This is a genomic window from Paenibacillus sp. 01T424, assembly GCF_056398745.1.
Genome location: NZ_JBFTPZ010000033.1, coordinates 53,286 through 77,757 on the forward strand (window position 1 = coordinate 53,286; position 24,472 = coordinate 77,757).

22 protein-coding genes, 1 pseudogene and 2 riboswitches are annotated in these 24,472 nt (G+C 45.7%); all 23 genes and pseudogenes read left to right on the forward strand.

The genetic code is table 11. From position 1 onward, the window contains the following. The first annotated feature begins 49 nt into the window (after positions 1-49). The 23 genes and pseudogenes from ftsH (at position 50) to AC1DPK_RS23275 (ending at position 24,116) form a co-directional block, all read left to right on the forward strand. A complete protein-coding gene (gene ftsH, locus AC1DPK_RS23165; RefSeq protein ID WP_477511768.1) occupies positions 50-2,047 on the forward strand; it encodes an ATP-dependent zinc metalloprotease FtsH in 1,998 nt (665 codons plus the stop codon). A gap of 345 nt (positions 2,048-2,392) precedes the next feature. Further along, entirely contained in the window at positions 2,393-3,448 is a 1,056-nt protein-coding gene (locus tag AC1DPK_RS23170; protein WP_477511769.1) for a BMP family lipoprotein, read from the forward strand. A 162-nt stretch (positions 3,449-3,610) separates the two neighbouring features. After that, the gene (locus tag AC1DPK_RS23175) at positions 3,611-5,155 is read left to right on the forward strand and encodes an ABC transporter ATP-binding protein (protein WP_076271306.1); all 1,545 of its coding nucleotides are present in this window, start codon (positions 3,611-3,613) and stop codon (positions 5,153-5,155) included. A 5-nt stretch (positions 5,156-5,160) separates the two neighbouring features. Continuing rightward, positions 5,161-6,243, forward strand: a complete 1,083-nt coding sequence (locus AC1DPK_RS23180) for an ABC transporter permease (RefSeq protein ID WP_076271307.1) — start codon at positions 5,161-5,163, stop codon at positions 6,241-6,243. 1 nt (position 6,244) lies between these two features. Then, positions 6,245-7,207, forward strand: a complete 963-nt coding sequence (locus AC1DPK_RS23185) for an ABC transporter permease (RefSeq protein ID WP_076271308.1) — start codon at positions 6,245-6,247, stop codon at positions 7,205-7,207. A 350-nt stretch (positions 7,208-7,557) separates the two neighbouring features. Further along, positions 7,558-8,496 (forward strand): quinolinate synthase NadA, encoded by a 939-nt coding sequence (gene nadA / locus AC1DPK_RS23190; RefSeq protein WP_054025832.1) that lies wholly within the window; start codon positions 7,558-7,560, stop codon positions 8,494-8,496. Positions 8,497-8,529: 33 nt separating this feature from the next. Further along, positions 8,530-10,143, forward strand: coding sequence for an L-aspartate oxidase (nadB, locus tag AC1DPK_RS23195; RefSeq protein ID WP_477511780.1), 1,614 nt, complete (start codon positions 8,530-8,532; stop codon positions 10,141-10,143). Further along, positions 10,136-11,020, forward strand: coding sequence for a carboxylating nicotinate-nucleotide diphosphorylase (gene nadC, locus AC1DPK_RS23200; protein WP_477511770.1), 885 nt, complete (start codon positions 10,136-10,138; stop codon positions 11,018-11,020). The genes nadB and nadC overlap by 8 nt, the downstream gene beginning before the upstream one ends. Continuing rightward, complete coding sequence (locus AC1DPK_RS23205) at positions 11,017-11,790, forward strand: type III pantothenate kinase (protein WP_076271311.1); 774 nt, start codon at positions 11,017-11,019, stop codon at positions 11,788-11,790. The genes nadC and AC1DPK_RS23205 overlap by 4 nt, the downstream gene beginning before the upstream one ends. Beyond that, positions 11,790-12,698: an Hsp33 family molecular chaperone HslO gene (hslO, locus tag AC1DPK_RS23210; protein WP_477511771.1), complete on the forward strand. Its 909-nt coding sequence runs from the start codon at positions 11,790-11,792 to the stop codon at positions 12,696-12,698. Before AC1DPK_RS23205 ends, hslO begins: the two co-directional genes overlap by 1 nt. Before the next feature lie 17 nt (positions 12,699-12,715). Further along, entirely contained in the window at positions 12,716-13,708 is a 993-nt protein-coding gene (locus AC1DPK_RS23215; RefSeq protein WP_477511772.1) for a peptidylprolyl isomerase, read from the forward strand. A gap of 127 nt (positions 13,709-13,835) precedes the next feature. Next, positions 13,836-14,774, forward strand: coding sequence for a cysteine synthase A (gene cysK / locus AC1DPK_RS23220; protein ID WP_477511773.1), 939 nt, complete (start codon positions 13,836-13,838; stop codon positions 14,772-14,774). A 113-nt stretch (positions 14,775-14,887) separates the two neighbouring features. Continuing rightward, positions 14,888-16,492: an anthranilate synthase component I family protein gene (locus AC1DPK_RS23225; RefSeq protein ID WP_477511774.1), complete on the forward strand. Its 1,605-nt coding sequence runs from the start codon at positions 14,888-14,890 to the stop codon at positions 16,490-16,492. Beyond that, complete coding sequence (gene pabA, locus AC1DPK_RS23230) at positions 16,489-17,070, forward strand: aminodeoxychorismate/anthranilate synthase component II (protein WP_076271315.1); 582 nt, start codon at positions 16,489-16,491, stop codon at positions 17,068-17,070. Before AC1DPK_RS23225 ends, pabA begins: the two co-directional genes overlap by 4 nt. Next, complete coding sequence (pabC, locus tag AC1DPK_RS23235; RefSeq protein WP_477511775.1) at positions 17,067-17,957, forward strand: aminodeoxychorismate lyase; 891 nt, start codon at positions 17,067-17,069, stop codon at positions 17,955-17,957. The genes pabA and pabC overlap by 4 nt, the downstream gene beginning before the upstream one ends. A gap of 45 nt (positions 17,958-18,002) precedes the next feature. Then, on the forward strand, positions 18,003-18,851 hold the full coding sequence (gene folP / locus AC1DPK_RS23240; protein ID WP_477511776.1) for a dihydropteroate synthase: 849 nt from the start codon (positions 18,003-18,005) through the stop codon (positions 18,849-18,851). A gap of 61 nt (positions 18,852-18,912) precedes the next feature. After that, a complete protein-coding gene (folB, locus tag AC1DPK_RS23245) occupies positions 18,913-19,299 on the forward strand; it encodes a dihydroneopterin aldolase (RefSeq protein WP_477511777.1) in 387 nt (128 codons plus the stop codon). Then, on the forward strand, positions 19,274-19,831 hold the full coding sequence (folK, locus tag AC1DPK_RS23250; protein WP_477511778.1) for a 2-amino-4-hydroxy-6-hydroxymethyldihydropteridine diphosphokinase: 558 nt from the start codon (positions 19,274-19,276) through the stop codon (positions 19,829-19,831). The genes folB and folK overlap by 26 nt, the downstream gene beginning before the upstream one ends. Next, the gene (locus tag AC1DPK_RS23255) at positions 19,783-19,995 is read left to right on the forward strand and encodes a helix-turn-helix domain-containing protein (RefSeq protein WP_054025845.1); all 213 of its coding nucleotides are present in this window, start codon (positions 19,783-19,785) and stop codon (positions 19,993-19,995) included. Before folK ends, AC1DPK_RS23255 begins: the two co-directional genes overlap by 49 nt. 58 nt (positions 19,996-20,053) lie before the next feature. After that, a pseudogene (locus AC1DPK_RS23260) lies at positions 20,054-20,336 on the forward strand (tRNA-dihydrouridine synthase); the annotation flags it as partial. Positions 20,337-20,755: 419 nt separating this feature from the next. Beyond that, on the forward strand, positions 20,756-21,232 hold the full coding sequence (gene greA / locus AC1DPK_RS23265) for a transcription elongation factor GreA (RefSeq protein ID WP_076271320.1): 477 nt from the start codon (positions 20,756-20,758) through the stop codon (positions 21,230-21,232). 168 nt (positions 21,233-21,400) lie between these two features. Further along, entirely contained in the window at positions 21,401-22,921 is a 1,521-nt protein-coding gene (lysS, locus tag AC1DPK_RS23270) for a lysine--tRNA ligase (RefSeq protein ID WP_430061203.1), read from the forward strand. A 166-nt stretch (positions 22,922-23,087) separates the two neighbouring features. Further along, a riboswitch (cyclic di-GMP riboswitch) is annotated at positions 23,088-23,166 on the forward strand. A gap of 49 nt (positions 23,167-23,215) precedes the next feature. Further along, a riboswitch (cyclic di-GMP riboswitch) is annotated at positions 23,216-23,294 on the forward strand. 12 nt (positions 23,295-23,306) lie between these two features. Beyond that, positions 23,307-24,116, forward strand: coding sequence for a transglutaminase-like domain-containing protein (locus AC1DPK_RS23275; protein WP_477511779.1), 810 nt, complete (start codon positions 23,307-23,309; stop codon positions 24,114-24,116). Positions 24,117-24,472 lie beyond the last annotated feature (356 nt).

Below are 24,472 nucleotides of genomic sequence, written 5' to 3' on the forward strand. Positions count from 1 at the left end.
AAAGTCATGATATGGTAAAATATTTTAAGCGTCTGAGAGGAGGTTGGGGATGAATCGGATCATCCGTAATACTGGTTTTTATTTAATTATCTTTTTGGTGACCGTTGGGATTTTTCAATTTATCAGCAGCCAAAATAACACGACCGTTGGATTGCGTTACGATGAACTCGTTGCAGCAATTGAGTCAGGGAATGTTAAAGAGTTAAGTGTTAAGTACGAGAACCAATCTTATTTTGTTTCCGGAAAATATAAAGTGAAACCTGCGGATGCAGAAAACGATCAATTCGTATCAAGGACCGGCGTTAGCGCTGAGCCTAAGATCGCTGAATGGTCGAAGCAGTATGGATTCGCTTATGAGACGAAGGAAATGGATCAGCCAAGCATTTGGCTTACATTCCTTACCTCCATTATTCCGTTTGTCATCATCTTTGTCCTGTTCTTCTTCTTGATGAATCAAGCTCAGGGCGGCGGCGGCAAAGTTATGAACTTTGGCAAGAGCAAAGCGCGGCTTTACGATAATGAGAAGAAGCGGATTACATTCGAAGATGTCGCTGGCGCAGACGAGGAGAAGCAAGAGCTCGTTGAGGTCGTAGACTTCTTGAAGGACCCGCGGAAATTCAATTTAGTAGGCGCTCGTATACCGAAGGGCGTATTGCTTGTTGGTCCTCCGGGTACAGGTAAAACATTGCTTGCTCGTGCAGTAGCAGGCGAAGCGGGCGTGCCGTTCTTCAGCATTTCCGGTTCTGATTTTGTAGAGATGTTCGTCGGTGTCGGTGCATCCCGTGTACGCGACTTGTTTGAGAACGCGAAGAAAAATGCTCCTTGTATCATCTTTATCGATGAGATTGATGCGGTAGGTCGTCAACGTGGCGCTGGTCTAGGCGGCGGACATGATGAACGTGAGCAAACGCTCAACCAATTGCTCGTTGAAATGGATGGCTTTGGTGCCAACGAAGGTATTATTATTATTGCAGCAACAAACCGTCCGGATATCCTTGATCCAGCGCTTCTGCGTCCAGGCCGTTTTGACCGTCAAATTACGGTTGACCGTCCAGACCTTAAGGGCCGTGAAGCGGTGCTTAAAGTACATGCGCGCAATAAGCCGCTATCCAAGGATGTTAAGCTTGAAGTTATCGCAAGACGTACAACAGGCTTTAGTGGCGCTGATTTAGAAAACTTACTTAATGAAGCAGCTCTCCTAGCTGCCCGTCGTAATAAGAAAGATATCGCAATGGTTGAAGTTGATGATGCGATTGACCGAATCATTGTTGGTACGGAGAAGAAAAGCCGTGTTGTCAGTGATCGTGAGAAACGTATTGTCGCTTACCATGAAGCAGGCCATACGATTGCAGGCTTCTTCTTGGAGCATGCGGATATGGTGCATAAGGTTACGATTATTCCTCGCGGACGTGCTGGCGGATATGTCATCATGCTTCCAAAAGAAGATCGTATGCTTGTAACGAAACAGGAGCTTCTGGACAAAATCACTGGTTTGCTTGCAGGCCGTGTAGCAGAGGAACTGTTTATTGGTGAAATTGGTACAGGTGCATATAGCGACTTTAAACAAGCGACAGGCATCGTACGCAGTATGATTATGGAATACGGTATGAGCGACAAGCTTGGACCGATGCAATTCGGCAGTTCACAAGGCCAAGTATTCCTTGGACGTGATATTGGACATGAGCAGAACTACTCTGATGCCATTGCATACGAGATAGATCAAGAAATGCAATCCATTATTACAGGCTGTTATGATCGTGCGAAGAAGCTATTAACAGAGAAGAGCAAAGAAATGCATTTGATTGCTCAAACACTGCTTAATGAAGAAACGCTCGAAATGGATCAAATCAAACGTTTGGTTGAGACTGGTACTTTGGAAGGCGGTCCTTCTACTGATGCAGTTGAAACAAATGAGCCGACAACCGAGCCTATTATTGAGACGGTTGGAGACGTAAAGGTGCGCATCCAAACTCGTGATCAGGACGAAGCGAAAGCTCCGAACCTTGAGAAACGTGATGCAACAGAAGATCCAGATAAGAACGAATAGTATTTTATGGATAATTGTTAACGATAGTCGCTTTGCTACTTGTAAAGAGTAGCGGGCGACTATTTTTTTCTTTATTAATGTTCGGATTTAGCCTATAATACGTGTATAAACCTCAGATGAAAAACAGAAATGCTCACATGGGGGTTTTGCACATATTGGTCAAATGTTACATAGATGTTACATGACAACGGTCATAACGTTTTTATGTCATTTTAACTGACATAAGTTATTGACGTTTATTTTTTTGTAACTATAATGAAATAATAGCGGCCAGTATCAGCAAGAATAAGAATGTAACAGGGGTTGCCAAGCTACACAAAAATTAGAGCAGGGGAGAAAACACGCATGAAAAAGACATTTAGCTTTATGCTTGTAATGATGATCGCGTTGACACTAGTGTTGTCAGCTTGCGGAGGAAAGAAAAACAACGAGGGTGGCACGAACGGAGATAAAGGCACTACGCCTGCTGTTGAAAACGATGGTACTGGAAAAGGCAAAAAAATTGGTATGGTTACTGATGTTGGCGGCGTACACGATAAATCCTTTAACCAAAGCGCATGGGAAGCTCTTCAGAAAGTAACTGCTGAGACTGGTGCGGAAACGAAGTTCTTGGAAAGTAAAGGCGAAGCAGACATGGAGCCGAACCTAAACAGCTTCGTTAAAGAAGGATATGACCTTACTTGGGGTATCGGTTTCTTGTTTAATGATGCACTAAGCAAAGTGGCTAAAGAAAATCCAGATGCTAAGCTAGCAGTAATTGACAGCGTAGTTGAAGCGCCAAACGTTGCTTCTATTACTTTCGCTGAAAACGAAGGATCTTTCCTTGTTGGTGTCGTTGCAGGTTTGATGACAAAAACAAATAAAGTTGGATTCGTTGGCGGTATGGAGATTCCGGTTATCAAGAAATTCGAAGCAGGCTTCAAAGCTGGTGTTGCTGCGGTTAAACCGGATGTTAAAGTTGAAGTTAACTATGCAGGTGACTTTGGTAAACCTGACCTTGGTAAATTGGCTGCATCAACAATGTACGATGGCGGTGCTGATATTATTTTCCACGCTGCTGGTGCTACAGGCAATGGTGTGTTCAATGAAGGTAAAGCGCGTAAAGACAATGGTGAAAACGTTTGGGTTATTGGTGTAGATAAAGACCAATCACTTGAGTTCGGTGATGAAATTACACTAACGTCCATGATGAAGGGCGTTGAAACTGCTGTTCATAAAGTATCCACAGATCTACTCGCTGGAACATGGGCTGGCGGAACTGTACAAGAGTTAGGTTTGAAAGACGATGCAGTAGGCTTGCCAGAAACATCTAAGAAAAACGTTCCAGCTGATGTTCTTGCTGAAGTAGAGAAATACAAAGCAAAAATCGTTAGCGGCGATATTAAAGTACCTACTGAATAGTTTTCTCCATTCAATGGTATCCTTTGATTGAGGATCGTTTGTTGATGAATCAGACAAGACCGGCTTCGGCCGGTCTTTGTTCTTTGTTGGGATAAGTAAGTGCTTTTAATGTCAAATTTTTTATGCATATTGAAGCAGTAAAAACCGGGGAGATGATGAGGAATGGACCGGAGCAAGGCGGCTGTACAGTTAAAGGGAATTACAAAGCGGTTTCCCGGATTGGTAGCTAACGATTCCATAAATTTTGAATTGAAGAAAGGTCAGATTCATGCGCTGCTTGGCGAGAATGGCGCAGGAAAATCGACCCTAATGAACATTGTGTTCGGACTATATCAACCGGACGAGGGCGAGATTTGGGTTAATGGTGAGAAAACAGTCATTGAGGGTGCCTCTAAAGCAATTGACCTTGGCATCGGAATGGTTCATCAACATTTCAAACTCGTACAGCCTTTTACCGTTGCAGAAAATATTGTGCTTGGCAATGAGCCTGTCAAAGGTATGAAAATCGACTACAAGCTCGCTAATGAGAAGGTTCGGGCGATATCCGAACGTTATGGTCTGAATGTAGACCCTCAGGCGCGAATTAAAGATATTACAGTAGGCATGCAGCAGCGTGTTGAAATTCTGAAAACGTTGTATCGCGGCGCCGAAATCGTTATTTTTGATGAGCCGACAGCTGTTTTGACGGTGCAGGAAATTGAGGAGCTAATCGAAATCATTCGCAACCTGGCTGCTGAAGGAAAGTCGATTATTATCATTACGCATAAATTGAAAGAAGTAATGGCTCTTGCAGATGCTGTAACCGTTATTCGACGCGGCAAGGTTATCAAGACAGTAACTACAGATGAGACGAATGAGCAGCAGCTTGCGGAATTAATGGTCGGCAGGGACGTATCCTTCGAGGTGAAGAAGACGAAGAACGAGCCTGGCGAAGTTATTTTATCTGTGGATGGATTGCAGATGAAAGGTGATCAAGGCAAAAATGTACTGGATGGTACGAGCTTCAACATTCGTGCAGGAGAGATTTTTGGCATAGCCGGTGTTGATGGCAATGGGCAAAGCGAGCTCATTTACGCTATAACTGGTATGCGCAAGCTGGACGGCGGCAGCGTTAAGCTGAATGGCAAGGATATGACGAATCATTCTCCGCGCCAAATATCGGTTGCGGGAGTAGGGCATATACCAGAGGATCGGCATAAGCATGGGCTGGTGCTAGATTTCTCAGTTAGTGAAAATATGATTTTGAATACGTATTTTGAGCCGGAATTCGGCCGTTCCATGTTTATTGATTACAACAGCATGGACAAGCTGTCTGAAAAGCTTGTTAACGAATTTGATGTTCGCTCATCAGGTATTCATACGCATGCTCGTCAGTTGTCTGGAGGAAACCAGCAGAAGGCTATTATCGCACGGGAGCTTCATAAAGATCCTGATTTGTTAATTGCGGTTCAGCCTACACGCGGTCTCGACATCGGTGCGATTGAATTTGTGCACAAGCGGTTGGTACAAGCTCGTAACGAAGGAAAAGCGATTTTACTCGTATCATTTGAGCTTGATGAGCTGTATGCACTGTCCGATCGAATTGCGGTCATGTATGAAGGCAAGCTAATGGGTGAGGTTGATGCTGAGCAAAGAGATGATCAGCAGCTTGGACTTATGATGGCTGGTAACAAAATAGCTGTACCTGCATCAGAGGGGAGAGGATAGCGTATATGGAAACCTTGAAAAAAATATTTAATAAATCGTCTATCCTTATTCCAATTGTGTCAATCATTCTTGGATTTGTGGTTGGCGCCATTGCCATGCTTGCTGGAGGGTACGATCCAATTCTAGCGTACACTTCTTTAATCAATAAGCTGTTTAGCACTCCTTACAATATGGGAGAAGCGGTTCGAGCAATTACACCATTGATCTTTACAGGTTTAGCCGTTTCCTTCGCTTTCCGTACAGGTCTATTCAATATCGGTGTTGAGGGACAATTTGTAATGGGCATGACTGGCGCGACAATCGTTGGCGTGCTGCTTGACCTGCCATGGTATATACATGCGCCTCTAGCTGTAATTACGGGTGCTGTATTCGGCGGTCTATGGGCGGGTATTGCTGGTTACTTGAAAGCGAAGCGTGGAGTAAATGAAGTTATTTCATCCATCATGCTGAATTGGATCGCATTGTTCCTCTCCAATTTTATCATCGCGAAGTTTCTTGTTGAGAAAGGCCAGCAGAAGTCGATGCCGGTTCATGAATCAGCTATGGTGAAAATTGATTGGCTTATTAAATTGACAGACAACGCTCGTATGCACTGGGGTACGGTTGTTGCGCTCATTTGTATCGTTGTGTTTTATTTCGTGTTATGGCGTACGAAACAAGGCTACGAGCTTCGCGCTGTTGGACATAATCCGGATGCAGCGTTATATGCGGGTATGAACGTTAACGTAACGATGGTTAAGTCGATGTTTATAAGCGGCGTATTCGCTGGTCTGGGCGGCGTGTTTGAAATTTTAGGCGTGTTCGGCAACCAGACCGTTATGGCCGCTTCTCCGGGCTATGGGTTTGATGGTATTGCGGTAGCGCTCCTTGGCGGCAATACGCCGATTGGTGTATTCCTTGGTGCAATCTTATTCGGTGGACTCAGCTACGGTTCAGCAGGCATGAGCTTTGGTGCGGGTGTTCCTCCTGAGGTCGTGCGTATCGTAATCGGCGCCGTTATTTTCTTCGTTGCTTCGCATGGATTGGTGAAGTGGTTCTTAAAGCCTTTTCTAAATAAACGTGCAAGCAAGCGGAAGGAGGCGGTGTAGGATGAACGTGCTAGACATCATTGGACAACTTATTAATACAACGCTCGTGTTCTCCACCGCACTCATTTTTACAGCGCTTGGCGGTATGTACTCAGAGCGCTCAGGTGTTGTGAACATCGGACTAGAGGGCTTGATGGTTTCAGGGGCGTTCGCCGCGGCAGTTGCAACGGAGTATGCGATACAAGCTGGGTTAGGCAGTGCTTCACCGTGGATTGGATTTATAGCTGCAGCTATTTATGGTACGTTATTTGCTTTATTGCATGCGATATCAACGATCACGTTCCGTGCGGATCAAACCGTCGTCGGTGTCGTTATTAACATTCTATCGCTTGGCTTAGCGCTTTACCTAACCAAAAGCATTTATGATGGATCAGGTCAAACGCCGCTTTTGGCTAATGTGTTCCACAAAGTGAAAATACCTTATTTATCTGATATTCCGTTGCTCGGGAAAGCTATTTTCACCGCGTATCCGACGACGTATATTGTCCTAGCTATCGCAGTAATCAGTTATTTCGTCTTGTTCCATACGCCATTTGGCTTGCGTCTGCGTGCGGTGGGCGAACATCCGAGCTCTGCGGATACCGTTGGTATTAGCGTAACGAAATACCGTTATATCGGCGTATTGCTCAGCGGCGCGCTTGCAGGCCTTGGCGGTGCGACAATTACGTTGACGACGACTAGCAGCTTTGCGCATAATACGATTTCTGGGCAAGGATTTATTGCGCTCGCAGCACTGATTTTCGGCAAATGGAATCCGCTTGGCGTTGTAGGAGCAGCAATGTTCTTCGGTCTAGCTCAGGCGCTTAGAAGCTTTGCACAGCGCTTTGAATTCTCGCAGCATATTCCAGTTGAATTTTTCTACATGCTGCCGTACGTTTTGACATTGATCGTTTTGGCAGGAGCTGTTGGTCGTTCAAATGCGCCCTCAGCACTTGGTCAACCTTACGATCCAGCAAAAAGATAATTCAATATGGTCTCTCTCCATCGCGGAGAGAGACTTTTTTTATTTCGTTGCTAATACAAGTGATGACGGAGGTCGCGATTATATAGTAAAAAAGGTTCATTTACGAAGAATGTGAGTGAGATACAGCGATCAAAATAATTTATTTTAAATTGCTGCCTTAAAAAGGCCTTTAACGCATTGACAGTAGCATCTACCGCGTGTAAATTAAAACTTAATCAAATGAATTTATCCCTTTTGGTTTAAACTATAGGTAAGCGACTTTCTAAGTTTGTGCATCAATTCACAAAGTTCAGCTTGCCGTATAACGGAATGGGTTATCGCCCATCCCTCATAAGAGGAGAGGATCTACTGTGGAAGCACTGGCACTGGAACGCAAGGCGGAGCAAAACCGAGAGCTGCGTGAACGGTTGTTACAGTTGAAGAAAGAACGGAATGCTATCATTTTAGCTCATTATTATCAACGTGATGAAATTCAAGAGGTAGCTGATTTCCGTGGAGATTCCTTCCTGCTTGCGCAGAAGGCTGCACAAACGGATGCTGAAGTTATTGTTTTTTGCGGCGTTCACTTTATGGGTGAGAGCGCAAAAATTTTGGCTCCTAATAAAACCGTTATCATTCCCGACGAGCGTGCGGGCTGTCCGATGGCCGACATGGTAAGTGTTGATGGCTTGCGTAAGCTGAAAGCGCAGCACCCGAATGCAAAGGTCGTTACTTACATTAACTCGTCTGCTGAGATCAAAGCGGAGACTGATATTTGCTGCACATCGGCAAATGCGGTTAAAGTTGTCAATTCGGTTGAAGGCGACGAGATCATCTGGGTACCAGATAAGAACCTAGGCCACTATGTGCAGCAGAATACCGATAAGAAAATGATTATCTGGGAAGGTTACTGCAATACGCACGATATGCTGACGGTTAAAGACGTAGAAGAAATGAAAGCGAAATATCCTAATGCGCAATTCGTTGTGCATCCGGAATGTCGTCCTGAAGTCGTTGAGCTAGGCGACTTTGTAGGCAGTACAACCGCTATTATTAAATATTGTAAAGAATCAGATTGCCAAGAATTTATCGTGGGAACAGAAGATGGCACTGGCTATCAGCTTCGTTTAGACAGCCCAGGTAAAACTTTTCATTTTGCATCTAAATATTTGGTGTGCCCTAACATGAAAGTAAATAATTTGAAGAAACTAGTGAAATGCTTGGAAACGATGCAGCCTCAAATCTACGTACCGCCACATGTTGCAGATCAAGCCCGTTTATCCTTGGAGCGCATGCTACTCGTGAAGTAGTATGCGCTGCTTCTACGCTTGGAGGAGCCAATGATGATTCCTAGATATTTAGTCGATGTGCAGTTAAGTGAGCTGCCTGTTATAGAAAAAGATGTGATTGTAATTGGGGCCGGCATTGCCGGTCTTTTTACCGCTATACGAGCAAGTGAAAACAATTCTGTCCTCATGATTACGAAAAAATCGCTGCTCGACAGCAATACGCGTTATGCGCAGGGCGGTATCGCTGCGGTTATTTCGGATGAGGATTCGCCGGCTTACCATAGACAAGATACACTCGTAGCGGGTGCAGGCTTATGTTCTAATGAAGCGGTTGATGTACTCGTTCATGAGGGACCCAAAGGTGTTCGCAGCTTAATAAAGATGGGGACGCAATTCGATCTGGAGAATGGCGAGTTTGCGCTTACGAAGGAAGGAGCGCATAGCCAGCGGCGTATTTTGCATGCTAACGGGGATGCTACTGGTTTCGAGATCGTACGAGCATTGTCCGAAACGGCTATTGCCAATCCTAAGATCGAAGTTTGGGACGACCATTTTGTTATTGATTTGGTTACACAGGACGGCGAATGCTGTGGTGTCATTGTACAGAAGCCAAGCGGTGCGCGGTTGTTTGTAAGAGGCAAAGCCGTCATTTTAAGCTCAGGCGGGGCTGGCCAGTTGTACCGTTACACGACAAATCCTGAGGTTGCCACAGGAGACGGCATTGCGATGGCTTATCGAGCAGGGGCATACATACAGGATGTCGAGTTTATTCAGTTCCACCCTACCTCTCTATGTTATCCAGGCGCGCCAAGGTTTTTGATATCAGAGGCTGTGCGCGGCGAAGGGGCGTATCTTCGTAATATTAAAGGAGAGCGCTTCATGGAACGCTACCATGAGCAGCTGGAGCTGGCACCGCGTGATGTTGTGGCGAGAGCCATCGTCAGTGAAATGGAAGAGACGAAATCGACCTTCGTTTATATTGATATTACACATGAATCACCGGAAATGGTAAAGCACCGTTTTCCTACTATATATGAATATTGCTTAAAATACGGCCTCGATTTGACGTCGGACTGGATTCCGGTTGCGCCAGCTATGCATTATATGATGGGCGGAGTGAAAACCGACCTAAATGGGGAAACGAATATAAAGCGTTTATTCGCTTGCGGCGAAGTATCCTCAACAGGTGTACACGGCGCTAATCGATTAGCGAGCAATTCGCTATCCGAGGCCATTGTATTTGGCAGAAGAATTGTAAAACGAATCGATGAGCTTCCGAGTCTTACGATTCAGCCTAATATTAGTAATGAGATAGAACGGAGCAGTACATCAATCCAAGCTGTCGTAGAAAGACGGCTTAAGCTGCAAAAGATTATGGTCCGTTACGCTGGCTTGCGCCGCGATGCAAGTGGTCTTATGAAGGGTCTTGAGGAATTGAAACGGCAGTTGCCTATCTATCAATCCGTTCTGACGGGGCGTGAGGAATACGAATTTGCTAATCTGCTCACCTGTGCCCTGCTGACTACGGAAGCTGCACTCTCTCGGGAGGAAAGCCGTGGAGCGCATTTCCGTGAGGATTTCCCGGTACGCGATGATGCAATGTGGAGAAAGCATACGGTGTTACACCGTCTATATGGATTGACGGAGGAGCGAATAGAGGATGTTTGAATGGATGGCAGGCGGTTATAATGCGGCAGTGCGTGAGCAAATTCGCGGATGGCTTGCAGAGGATATAGGCAGTGGGGATATTACGACCGAAACGACGATTCCAAGGGACTCGCGTTCCAAAGCCGTTATTCATGTGAAGGAAAGCGGTATAATTGCAGGGCTTCCGATTGCGAAGCTCGTATTTGAGGTTGTTGATTCGTCACTTGTCTTTGATTCCAAAGTACAGGATGGCGAGTATGTAAACAAGGGTACGATTATCGCCACCGTAGAGGGCAGTACGCATAGCCTATTAACCGGAGAGCGACTTGCGCTTAACTTAATGCAACGGCTGTCTGGCATTGCGACTAAGACACGTTCTTTCATCGATGCGCTTGAAGGATTGCCGGTTCGGCTTGTCGATACTCGCAAGACAACCCCAGGCCATCGGATGCTGGAGAAGTACGCAGTGCGTGTGGGGGGCGGCGCTAACCACCGATTTGGTTTATACGATGCAGTTATGATTAAAGATAACCATATTAAAGGCTCTGGCGGCATTCGTGCTGCGGTTGAAGCTGCGCGCAGTAAAATTCCACACACAATGAAGATTGAAGTAGAGACAGAATCGTTAGCGCAAGTGGACGAAGCACTTGCTTGTGGCGCAGACATTATTATGCTGGACAATATGTCTACAGATTTGATGAAGGAATGTGTAGCTCGAATTAAAGCAGCTTCTCCTCACGTTATCGTAGAAGCATCTGGCGGTGTCTCTTTAGAAACCGTTAAAGGTATCGCAGCTAGCGGCGTTGATGTCATTTCGGTAGGCGGATTGACTTATTCCTTCCATGCGCTCGATATTAGCTTGGATTTGAATGAGAAGAAGGGTGGGGAGTCGCTTTGATCCTCGTCATTGATGTTGGAAATACGAATATTGTGCTAGGTATCTATAAAGGAAAAGAACTTTTGCACCATTGGCGGCTGAGCACCAATCGTTCTGCTACAGTAGATGAATACGGCATTAACATTCATAATCTGTTTCATTATGCGGGCGTGAAGCTGGAACAAATGGAAGGCGTCATTATTTCATCGGTTGTTCCACCGTTGATGCGKACACTCGAGCAGCTTTGTCTCAAATATTTGCGTAAAGTTCCCCTAGTCGTAGGGCCTGGCGTCAAAACCGGATTAAACATCCGCTATGAGAATCCACGTGAGGTTGGGGCTGATCGGATCGTCAATTCGGTGGCGGGCATCGTAAAATACGGCTCACCGCTTATTGTTGTTGATTTCGGTACAGCAACGACCTTTGACTATATTGATGAAGGCGGCAATTACTTGGGCGGTGCCATTGTTCCGGGGATCGGCATTTCTACCGAAGCGCTTTATCAGCGCGCCGCTAAGCTGCCGCGTATTGAGCTTGTGAAGCCGAAAAGTGTCATTGGACGCAATCCTGTAACATCGATGCAGGCTGGCATTATTTTTGGATACGCAGGACAGGTTGACGGTATTGTTAAACGGATACGCACAGAATTTGGTGTCACACCACGTGTAATCGCAACCGGCGGCTTAGCTGAGTTAATCGCTGCTGAATCGGAAACGATAGAAGAGGTTGATCCGCTGCTCACACTTGAAGGATTGAGAATTATATATGAACGCAATCAGGAGGGATTTTGATGGAAAATCAGCTGAAGGACGTGCTGGTGCGAGGGACGGCATGGAATGGCAAGATTCGAGTGTTCGCGGCTCGCACGACTCAGCTTGTTGAAGAGCTTCGCCAAAGGCATGGTACATATCCAACGGCTACAGCAGCGTTAGGGCGTACATTAACAGCAGGTGCTATTATGGGCGCTATGCTGAAAGGGCAAGAAAAACTGACGATTCAAGTAAAGGGCGACGGTCCAATCGGCCAGATCGTTGTTGATGCCAATGCAGACGGAGAGGTTCGCGGATACGTTGATCATCCTGAAGTTCATTTGGCAAGCAACGCAATGGGTAAGCTTGACGTAGCCGGAGCTGTTGGACGCACTGGTTATCTTCATATTACAAAGGATTTAGGGATGAAGGAACCATACCGTGGCAGTATTCCGATTGTATCGGGTGAACTCGGCGAGGATTTCACATACTATTTCGCGGTGTCCGAACAGACGCCTTCGGCGGTTGGTCTTGGCGTCTTGGTGGGTACAGATAATTCGGTGCTGCATGCCGGCGGGTTTATCGTTCAGCTTATGCCTGGTTTGACGGACGATGAGATTACAAAACTGGAGCAAGCGGTTGGATCGATGCCGCCTGTAACGACTTTGCTTGATCAAGGAGAGTCACCGGAGGGGCTGCTGCGCCGGATTGTAGGCGAAGATGGCGACCTTCACATTCACGATACGATGGACTTGAAGTTTCAATGCTTCTGTTCCTCCGAGCGTGTAGAGCAGACACTTCTCAGTTTAGGTGAGCATGAGCTGCAACAAATTATTGATGAAGATGGAAAAGCGGAAGTCGTTTGCCAATTTTGCAACGAAGCGTATACATTTGAACGGGCTCAGCTAAAGCTGCTGCTTGAACAAGCGAAACCAAAGCCGATCCAATAATCGGAGGCATTAGGGCAATGAGGAAATACGAGGTGCTGAAGGCCGTTGTCATCCTTCAAGCCGTATGCATGGTGGTATTATCGGTAGTCGTCGTAATTAGAGTGTGGCCGGGTCATGATCGACAGCTGGATAATCAGCAGCCAACGAATGTCGGCAGTGGGGAAGAAACGGCTGAACCGAGCAAGCCAGGCCAAACACCAACGAATCAATCGGATGGTAGTCGTGTTATCGCTAAAGTGGGCAAGGAAAACATTACGCTTGCAGATTTGGAAGGTGAGCTTCATTCGCAATATGGAGCTGCCGTTCTGCGCACGTTAATGGTTCACAAAGCGATTGATTTAGAAGCTGCAGCCTCTGAGCTAAGCATACTTGCAGAAGAGCAAAGCCGTGAGCTTGATAAAATGATTGAAGGCTACGATAGTGAAGAACGTTTTTTTGAAGTCATGCAAGAGCAATTAGGCATGAGTCGGGAACAGGTGTTGGAGGACTTGCATTACCGCTTGCTTCTGGAGAAAATCGTCGTGCGAGGCATTCATGTTTCAGATGAAGAGGTTGAACTCTATATAACCGATCATCCTGAGGAATTTGATGAGAAAATGCAGCTGCATCTGCAATGGATTATAACGGAGACGATGAAGGAAGCTAAATCCGTGATGGGGCTTTTATCGGATGGCGAGGATTTTGCTGAGATGGCGCATTCCTATTCCATTGATTCTTTTACAGCAGATACAGGCGGCGATCTCGGCTTGATTGATAAAGATGACCCATTCTATAACCGCGAAATGATGGAAACAGCCAGTCGTTTGCGGGTAGCTGAAATTGCTGGTCCGATTAAGGTAGATGGGGGTTATGCGGTTATTCGTCTTATCGAGCGCCAAATGACAACGAATATGTCGGGCGGCAGGCTGCAAGATACCGTACGCAAGCAGCTGGCGCTTGAACGTGCAGACTCATTGACCAAAATTGAGGATAAGCTACTAGAGAAATATGATGCTGTGAAAACAGAATAGCTTTGCCCGGTGCTGCGTTTTCATTGGAGCGTTAAAGTCACTATTGACAACGGATGCAAGAGATTGTTAAGATGTAATTAGTGAAAATACCAACTGAATTAGTCGGAATAAGGAGGCAGTTATTTCCATGGCCAAAATTGTACAAAGTGTTCTAGATCTTATCGGTGACACTCCGCTTGTTCGTTTAAACCGTATCGTGCCTGAGGGCAGTGCAGAAGTTTATGTGAAACTTGAATATCAAAATCCAGGTGCAAGTGTAAAAGACCGTATTGCAATCAGTATGATTGAGGTAGCTGAGCAAGAGGGAATCATAAAACCAGGCGATACTATTATTGAGCCTACTAGTGGAAATACAGGAATTGGACTAGCACTTGTAGCAGCTGCAAAAGGCTATAAGGCTATTCTTGTTATGCCTGAAACGATGAGTATTGAGCGTCGCAACCTGCTTCGCGCTTACGGTGCAGAGCTAGTATTGACTCCAGGTTCTGAAGGTATGAATGGTGCTGTTCGCAAAGCGGAAGAACTAGCTGCTGAGAACACGAACTACTTCCTGCCGCAACAATTCAAAAACCAAGCAAACGTTAAGGTTCACCGCGAAACGACAGGTCCTGAGATCGTCGAAGCGATCAATTCCCTTGATGGTAAGCTTGATGCGTTCGTTGCCGGTATCGGAACTGGCGGAACGATTTCAGGTACTGGTGAAGTGCTTAAGAAAAACTTCGACGGTATTAAAATTTACGCGGTAGAGCCTGCTGCTTCACCGATCCTCTCTGGCGGCAAACCAGGTGCTCACAAAATTCAAGGTATTGGCGCAAACTTTGTTCCTGATATTTTGAACCGTGATATCTACGACGCTGTCATTACAATTGAGAACGAAGATGCGTTTGAATACGCTCGTCGTGCAGCGAAAGAAGAAGGCATTCTTTGCGGAATTTCCTCTGGCGCAGCGATCTATGCGGCATTGCAAGTTGCGAAAGAGCTTGGCGAAGGAAAACGTGTTGTTGCGATTGTTCCAAGCAACGGCGAACGCTACCTTTCCACACCGCTGTTCAACTTCGAAAACTAATTTTTACTGCCTATATCGAACAGCCTTTCATTCCTCGGAATGGAAGGCTTTCTTTTTACTTAGCTATTCTGTATACTGAGCAAAATAAGTCAAGTATTCGGGGGTTGAAGGTGATGATCACCGCGATAGAGCAATGGACTCGGTGGCACGCCGAACAGAAATATACGACGCTGCCATTCGTTAAAGAATTACCCTTTGAGTTCGGTAATCGGGCGAACGTAACGTCATGGGAAGAAGTATGGCAGGACGCTTCGCCGCATGCTTTTGTACTAGAAAGCGGCAAGGACGGAAGATATACGTATTTGGGATTGCATCCTGACGGGGTTATCCGTGGAAAAGGACTGCAAGCAGAGTCAATACAATTCCATTCGCTAGAGGAGCAAAGCAAGCGCCGCTGGGAAGGTAAGCCGCTTGAGGTTGTGAGAGAATGGATGAGCGGTTTGCTGGGGCCGAAGCTTGAGAATGGGCCTAAATGGGTTGGCGGCTGTATCGGATTCTGGGGTTACGATGTCATCCGTTCGATCGAACGATTGCCGGTGCTAGCCGAGGATAATCAGGATATTCCTGATTATTTATTCATGCAAATGAATGAGATATGGATAATCGACCATGAGCAATCAAAAGTGTATTGTGCTGTCCATTCAAAAGTAGATCAAAATGCGGATCAAGAGGAGCTGCGTGCTGCTTATGACCGTGCTTCATCTAGAGCGGAAGGGATGACCGACTACTGGTTAACCTGGTTTGATGAGGAGCGCGCCCAGGCGAAGGCGATATCGCTTCGAGCAGAACGTCAGCGCTTGTTGACAGATGATTTATTGCAATTGGATGTGGATTCGATTTCTGGCATCACATCCCCTTTCTCGAAGCAAGCATACATGGACGCCGTTCGCAGCATTCAGCGATATATTGAGCAGGGTGACGTTTTTCAAGTGAATTTGTCCGTTCGTCAGAGCAAAGCGATTGCGGCTGCGCCGGAAGAACTTTATGAATGGATTCGACTAGTTAACCCATCGCCATATATGGGGTTTCTGCGTTGTCCTGATTTTCAGATTGTATCTGCATCCCCTGAACTTCTCGTTGAGCTCAACGATAACAAGCTGATCACAAGACCGATAGCTGGAACGCGTAGACGCGGGCGGACAGAGGAAGAGGATCGGCGCCTGGCTGACGAACTTCTCACGAATGAGAAGGAGCGGGCGGAGCATATTATGCTCGTTGACTTGGAGCGGAACGATCTTGGGCGGATTTCAACCTATGGTACGGTTAAGGTCGAAGAGTTTATGGTTATTGAACAATATTCGCATGTTATGCATCTTGTTTCTCAGGTAGTAGGACAGCTTGCAAACGGCAAAGATGCTTACGATGTTATATCGGCTACCTTCCCCGGAGGAACGATTACAGGTGCTCCAAAAATTCGCACAATGGAAATCATAGAAGAGCTTGAACCGACACGCAGAGGACCGTATACGGGCTCGCTTGGATGGATTGACTACAGCGGAGATATGGAATTTAATATTATTATTAGAACAATGGTGCTTCAGGAAGGCGTTGTTCATATTCAAGCGGGAGCAGGCATCGTTATTGATTCTGAGCCGGAGCGGGAATATAAAGAATCGCTAAACAAGGCGAAGGCATTATGGAAGGCCATTCAGTACAGCGAACGGTTTGCAGCAGTCGATTTGGCAGCGGAAACGGAAAAAGGGGGAGCCTTAACATGATTCTTGTCATCGATAATTATGATTCCTTTACGTACAATTTAGTGCAGTATTTGGGTGAGCTTGGGGAAGATATTACGGTAAAAAGAAACGACGAAATAGATTTAGCCGGAATCGAAGCATTAGCGCCCGATCATATTTTAATATCACCAGGTCCGTGTTCACCGAATGAAGCGGGCATTAGTTTATCTCTAATCGAGCATTTTAAAGGTAAAATCCCGATTTTTGGCGTATGTCTTGGTCATCAATCGATCGGACAAGCATTTGGCGGGGAAGTGGTACGTGCGGAGAAGCTGATGCACGGCAAAACGTCTGCCATTTATCATCAAGGAAAGTCCGTGTTTGAAGGTTTGCCATCACCTTTTACCGCTACTCGCTATCATTCTCTTATCGTACGCCGTGAAACGCTGCCTGATTGCTTGGAAATAACAGCGGAAACCGATGAAGGAGARATTATGGGTTTGCGTCATAAGGAATATGCAATTGAAGGGGTGCAATTTCACCCTGAGTCCATTATAACGGAGCATGGCTTGACGATGCTTCGTAATTTCTTGCAAAATCGGACGGGCGCAGTGCGATGAAGGTCGAACTGAACGGCTCCGTAATGGATGCGAGCGAAGCCGTGATCTCAGTTTATGATCACGGCTTTTTGTACGGTATAGGTTTGTTCGAGACTTTCCGCACGTATGAGGGGAAGCCTTACTTACTAGATAGGCATATGAAGCGGTTATGCTCAGGCTGTGATCAGCTAGGAATTCAGTACACGCCTAATATGGAGGAGCTGAGCAGCTCCGTTAACGAGCTTCTTGTGGCGAATGAATTAAAAGATGGCTATATAAGACTAACCGTCAGTGCAGGCGAAGCTGAGCTAGGGTTGCCGACAGGAGATTATGAACAGCCGAATGTGTTAATGCTTGTAAAGGCTTTGCCGCCGGTTAATGATGCGGTTCATATGCGCGGACGGGAGCTGCGGCTTTTGCAGACAAGGAGGAATACGCCTGAGGGCGAGGTTCGCTTTAAGTCTCTCCATTATATGAACAATATTATTGCTAAGCGAGAGCTGCTTGCCAGTGGTGCTGCGCCTGGGGCCGAGGGTCTTATGCTCAGCCGAGAAGGATGGTTGGCGGAGGGAATCGTGAGCAACTTGTTTTTTGCTAAGGACAATGTTGTATATACGCCTGAACTGGCCACCGGCATATTGCCGGGCATTACACGCAAGCGAGTTCTGGAGCTGGCTGGCAGTGCAGGGTATGAAACCGAAGAGGGCCTTTATAGCTTGGAGAAGCTGCAAACGGCCGATGAGATTTGGCTTACCAATTCCATTCAGGAGCTCGTTCCCGTTACTCTGTTATCAGAAGCTGGCGGGGTGAGTAGAGTTATCGGCAACGGTCAAGCAGGTTCTATTACAAAGCAATTGCTTACTCTTTACCGACAGACGACAATTGACGGTGATGCTGGAGCTATCTAAGCTCTATAATCATGTAACATTAAGAAGAAGGATGGCGGTCTAACAATGGATCAACAACCAAATTTCTATAAAAGAACATATGTGTTTGGCAGCGGAACGAGGCTGGAGTTAGGCGGGCGTACGTTAATTATGGGCATTTTGAATGCGACACCTGATTCTTTCTCGGACGGCGGGAGCTACACGAGTGTGGATGCGGCTCTTGCCCGTGCGAAAGCGATGGTGGAGGAAGGCGCTGATATTATTGATATTGGCGGTGAATCGACACGTCCAGGATTTGAGCCGGTGGGAGTGGAGGAAGAGCTGCGGCGTATCCTTCCTGTTATTCAGGTTTTGCGTAAGGCGCTGCCGCACATTCCTTTATCCATCGATACATACAAAGCTGAGACTGCACGGCATGCGTTAGAGGCGGGTGCTCATATTATTAATGACATTTGGGGGCTTAAGGGCGACCCTAATATGGCCGCAGTTGCAGCTGAATATGCTTGTCCTGTCATCATCAATCATAACCGCCATGCGAGAGACTATAATGATTTTGTTCCCGATGTACTTGCAGATTTGCAGGGCAGTGTAAGCATTGCGCGAACGGCGGGCATCGCTGAAGATCAAATCTGGCTAGATCCGGGTATTGGTTTTGCCAAAACCTATGAGGATAATCTGGAGCTGCTTGGCCGTCTATCCGAGCTGCATGCACTTGGATATCCGGTGCTGCTTGGTACCTCGCGTAAACGATTCATTAAGCAGACGCTGAATCTGCCTGTTGATGAGCTTGTTGAGGGAACGGCTGCGACGGTTGCTCTTGGCATTGCGCACGGCTGCCAAATCGTACGTGTGCATGATGTGCGTGCAATTAAGCGTACTGCACTTATGACGGACGCCATTTTATATCGACATTAATTGTGTTGTTGAATGCCGTTTCTTATTTTAAATAAGGTACATCGTTAGGAGAGTGACTATAATGGATAAAATGATGATCAAAGGGATGAGGTTTTACGGCTACCACGGCGTATTTCCTGAAGAAAACAAGCTAGGCCAGAAATATCATGTGGATGTTGAGCTCAATATGGATTTGGAGCAAGCGGCGTTAACCGATGATTTGAACAGTACGGTGAATTATGCAGAAATCCACGCTCTCACGAAAACGATTGTAGAGGGCCCTCCGTTTAAGCTTATCGAAGCTTTAACAGGTCACATTGCATCGCAAGTACTGGAAGTTTATACTATGGTAAATGAAGTGACGGTTCGAGTAACGAAGCCTAACCCGCCGTTTGATATCCATTTTGACGGAGTAACGGTAGAACTGCGAAGAAAGCGGGACAATGATGGACGAACAATTCCCGCTTGATGGCGCACAGGCAGAGGCATATATTGCTTTAGGATCTAACATGGGAAACCGTGAGCAACTGCTGCTGGAAGCGATTAGCCTCATCGATGCGCACCCGAACATCGTGGTAAGCAAAGTGTCGGGTATGTATGAGACTGATCCGGTAGGCTACACAGAGCAACCGCCCTTTATCAATATGGCATTAGCTGTACGAACGACACTATCTCCATTAATGCTTTTGCGTCAGCTTTTGGAGTACGAGCAGCAGCTCGGTAGAGTTCGACAAATTCGTTGGGGACCGAGAACCATTGACCTTGATCTGCTCCTATACGATAATGTCAGAATGGATCAAGAGGAATTAACTTTGCCGCATCCGCGTATGATGGAGCGGTCGTTCGTTCTCGTTCCGCTGCATGATGTTTTGGATCAAACACATCGGCTGCAGTCCGAGGTAAGCGCAGTATCTGAAGCAGCGCTTCTGGATGGAAAGGAAGGCATTACGTTATGGAAAACAATCAATTGGCGCAGCGCGTCAGAGCCTTTCGAAAGCTGAAGGGCTATACTCAGCAGGAGCTGGCCAAGGAGCTTGGCGTATCGGTGGCCGTTCTTGGCTCATTGGAGCGAGGAACAAGAAAGACGGATACGAAGTTATTAAATCATATCGCTAAGACGCTCGGAATCAGCTATGAGGAATTAATGTCTGATAACCGTGAATAGTGCTGTCTGGTACACAAGACATGAACCATAAGCAATTAGAAGAGGAGGAAGGAGTGACATGCTGAAAATCGGTGGCATCGAAATGAAGAACAGAGTGGTGCTAGCGCCGATGGCAAGCGTGTGCTATTCTGCCTTTGATTAATTGCCAAGGAGTTTGGAACGGGTCTTGTATGTGCGGAGATGGTAAGCGACAAGGCCATTTTGCATGGTAGTATACGGGTAAGGCTAATTGGGACATTATAAAGGATGTCAAAGTAGCGGTATCGATTCCCGTAATTGGGAATGGCGACGTTTTCTCACCAGAGGATGCAAAAAGGCTGCTCGAACATACCGGCTGTGATCCGATGGTAGCGATTTTGGAAAACTACGTCCACTCGCTTGGAGAGGACGAAGAATTCCAAGCTGTCAGTGCTGTTTCAGCAATGAAGCGGGTTCTGCAGAAGTAGACGCTTACTAAAATACAAATAGATCGGTTATGCGATTTACCCCGTAACGGGAGCGAGCCGACACCATTCGACAAAAGCCGCTATCATGCGGCTTCTGCTCTACATTTCAGAAATGAAACGGTTTCAATGGGTCGTCTGGCTTTGATTGACATTCAGGGTAACTTTGCAATATAATCGTGCAATATAATCTAACGAAGACATCAAGAGCGCTTCAAACAACAGTTGGTATGAGGAATAAGAAGCGTAATATATTAGGTAACAGTGAATTCATACAAGGTATGAAAAATTAGTCACATGACAGGAGAATCGGAAAGATGAACGATAAGCAAATCATTCTGACTCAAGAAGGGCTGCGAAAGCTCGAAGATGAATTAGAGAACCTAAAGTCGGTCAAGCGTCGTGAAGTAGCTGAACGTATTAAAGTAGCAATTGGCTATGGTGATATAAGCGAAAACTCGGAATATGAAGATGCGAAGAATGAGCAAGCATTTATCGAAGGCCGCGTTCTTACCCTTGAGAAAATGTTGCGCAATGCGCGTATTATAAATAATGACGATATTGATATTGATACCGTGAGCATCGGTTCGATCGTAACGGTTGAGGATATGGAGTATGGCGACACAATGGATTATTCCATTGTTGGTACAGCGGAAGCCGATCCTTTGCAAAACAAGATTTCAAATGAAAGCCCGGTTGGTAAAGCGATTTTAGGCAAGAAAAAAGGCACCGTTGTCGAAGTTAGCGTACCAGTCGGCATTATTCAATACAAAATTCTCGATATCAAAAAATAATGTTTGCTATGAGCGGTTCAAAAAGCTTCCTTGTAGGAAGCTTTTTGAACGTTTAAAATATAAGAACGTATATTACAGGTCTATACATTGCTTATATTTTATTGCGAAACGAGATTTTGCTGCATGAATCCGGTGACAGCTGCTTGCTTTTGCCGAATGATCAAGGAGATGAAAGAAGTGGAACAAGAAAACAATGAACAGCAGGAGCTAAGTGAGCTCTTGCAAATTCGCAGAAACAAATTGGACGAGCTTAGAGGGTTAGGTGTGGATCCATTCGGCCGAAAGTTCGAACGCACTCATAACGCCAAAGATATTGTACAAGCCTATGAAGGGCTCAGCAAAGAAGAAATAGAAGAAAAAGCGGTTGAAGTGCGTATTGCTGGCCGTATTATGCAGAAACGCGGCATGGGCAAAGCGGGTTTTGCTACGATTCAAGATTTGAGCGGCAAGGTTCAAATTTATGTTCGTAAAGATTCCGTTGAAGAGCATAAGTTTGCAGCTTTTGACTTGCTGGATATCGGTGACATCATTGGCGTAGTAGGCGTTGTATTCAAAACGAATACAGGCGAAGTCTCTGTCAAAGCGCGTGATATTGAAGTTTTGACAAAGTCGCTTCTTCCATTGCCTGATAAATATCATGGCTTGAAAGACGTAGAGCTTCGTTATCGTCAGCGTTATGTTGACCTTATCGTGAATCCCGACGTCCAACAAACCTTTATTACTCGTTCCAAAATCATTCAATCCATGCGTCGCTACCTAGATTCCCGCGGGTATTTAGAAGTAGAAACACCAACGCTGCATTCCATTGCAGGCGGTGCTGCAGCACGCCCTTTCGAAACGCATCATAATGCGCTGGACATGCAGCTCTACATGCGTATTGCAATCGAGCTTCATTTGAAGCGACTGATTGTAGGCGGATTGGAGAAAGTATATGAGATCGGCCGTGTATACCGGAATGAGGGGATTTCGACTCGCCACAATCCAGAGTTTACAATGATTGAGCTTTACGAGGCTTATGCGGATTACAAGGATATTATGGCATTGACAGAGAATGTCATCGCACATATTGCGCAAGAGGTTCTTGGAACAACGAAAATCACTTATCAAGGCCAAGAAATTGATTTGACACCTCAGTGGCGCCGTGTCAGCATGGTTGAGCTTGTCAAAGAAACGACTGGCGTAGATTTCGGCGTGGAAATGAGCGACGAGGAAGCCCATCGTTTGGCGAAAGAACACAAAGTTGCCGTTGATCCGCATATGACGTTTGGTCATATTCTCAACGCTTTCTTTGAACAGTTCGGTGAGCACACGCTTATTCAGCCAACCTTTGTTACAGGACATCCGGTTGCTATTTCGCCGCTTGCTAAGAAGAGCGAAGCAGATCCACGCTTCACCGATCGTTTTGAGCTATTCATCGTAGCACGTGAGCATGCTAATGCATTTACGGAGCTTAACGATCCGATTGATCAGCGTGAGCGTTTCGAGTCGCAGCTTGTTGAGCGTGAGCATGGAAATGACGAGGCGCATGAGATGGATGAAGACTTTATCCGCGCTCTGGAATACGGCATGCCGCCAACAGGCGGACTAGGAATCGGTATCGACCGATTGATCATGCTTCTAACAGATGCTCCATCTATTCGTGATGTACTGTTGTTCCCTCATATGAGAGATCAGCGTTCTGCTGAATAAGAAAGAAACAAGGAACCGTTTGGCTTTTAGCAGCCAACGGTTCTTTTTTTCTAATATCGAGAATTTGCAACAACAATCCTTAAAAACATTCAAATTATGATTGATATTGTAGTACAATCTATTGATTTGCTAGATTCATATGGTAGAATAGAACTAATAAAGCGCTACACGATAACGGCAAACCTATCGAAAGGTAGGGACGCAAAGCTAAAGGGCCTTCCGTATGATGGCAGCCAGCTACCGAATGAACAGGCTTTTTTTGTTTTTATAGGGAAATTCATCACATAGCGCTTCACACGATAATGGCAAACCTATCGAAAGGTAGGGACGCAAAGCTAAAGGGCCTTCCGTAAGATGGCAGCCAGCTACCGAAGGGAGTATATTCATGCGTAAATTTATGTTAGTCATCGCAGCTTTTGTTCTTTTTGCATCCATCCATGTAACGGTCGTTCAGGCAAATGAAGCGGACTCTTCTGATTGGCTCAATACGGGGAATTTAGATAAAGGTGTTGTCTCCGTACAATATGCAGTGAACACTAAAGTGAAAACGAAGCTTATGATCGCAAAAGGCGCATCAAACTATACATATAATCTAACCGGCGGAAAAACAGCTGAGAAGTTTCCATTGCAGCTTGGCAATGGCGAATATACGATATCTGTTCTAGAGAATACAACAGGCAACAAATACAAACTGGCGAAGAAAGAAACGGTGACGCTTGATTTGAAAGACAACAAGGTTTTGTACTTGAATTCCATCCAGAACATTGACTGGTCGAATGCGAGCAGCGCCATCGTCAAGGCAAAAGAATTAGCGAGCAATAAAAAAACGGATATGGAGAAAGTAAAGGCAATCTACGAGTATATTATTACGAATGTAAGTTATGATAATCAATTAGCTGCTAATCTGTCAGTTGATTACCTCCCCAATATTGATCGCACATTTAAATCGAGAAAGGATATCTGCTACGGATACGCTTCATTGTTTGCGGCAATGCTGCGGAGCGTGGATATCCCTACGAAGCTCTTGATGGGACAATCTACTTATGTGGATGTTTATCATGCTTGGAACGAAGTGTACTTGGATGGGAAATGGGTTACGATTGATACGACAGTTGATGCGGGTCTAAAGAAGGGCAAGAAAAAGTATGAGCTTATCAAGGATGCAGCTCAATATACAGTTACAAAAACATATTAGAAGTTATACGAGCTTGCGGAAATCGCAGAGCTCGTTTTTTTATGTCTTTCTTCAATATAGGTGAGGAGGAAGCGAAGCAACGATTGCGCAATTAGAAGGCAAATAGGAGTGTTGAAAACTTTTTCGTAAATAATAAAAAAAACACTTGCAATGCTATATACGCCTATGATATATTATCTAGGTCGCCAACGAGATACACGGTCGACGAGAGAGAAAAGATTGCTCTTTGAAAACTGAACAACGAGTAATAACTGCCTCGCAAATCCTTCGGGATAAGCGAAAAAAGCGATAAAAAAGTAATGAGCATTTCAAACACCAATTTGGAGAGTTTGATCCTGGCTCAGGACGAACGCTGG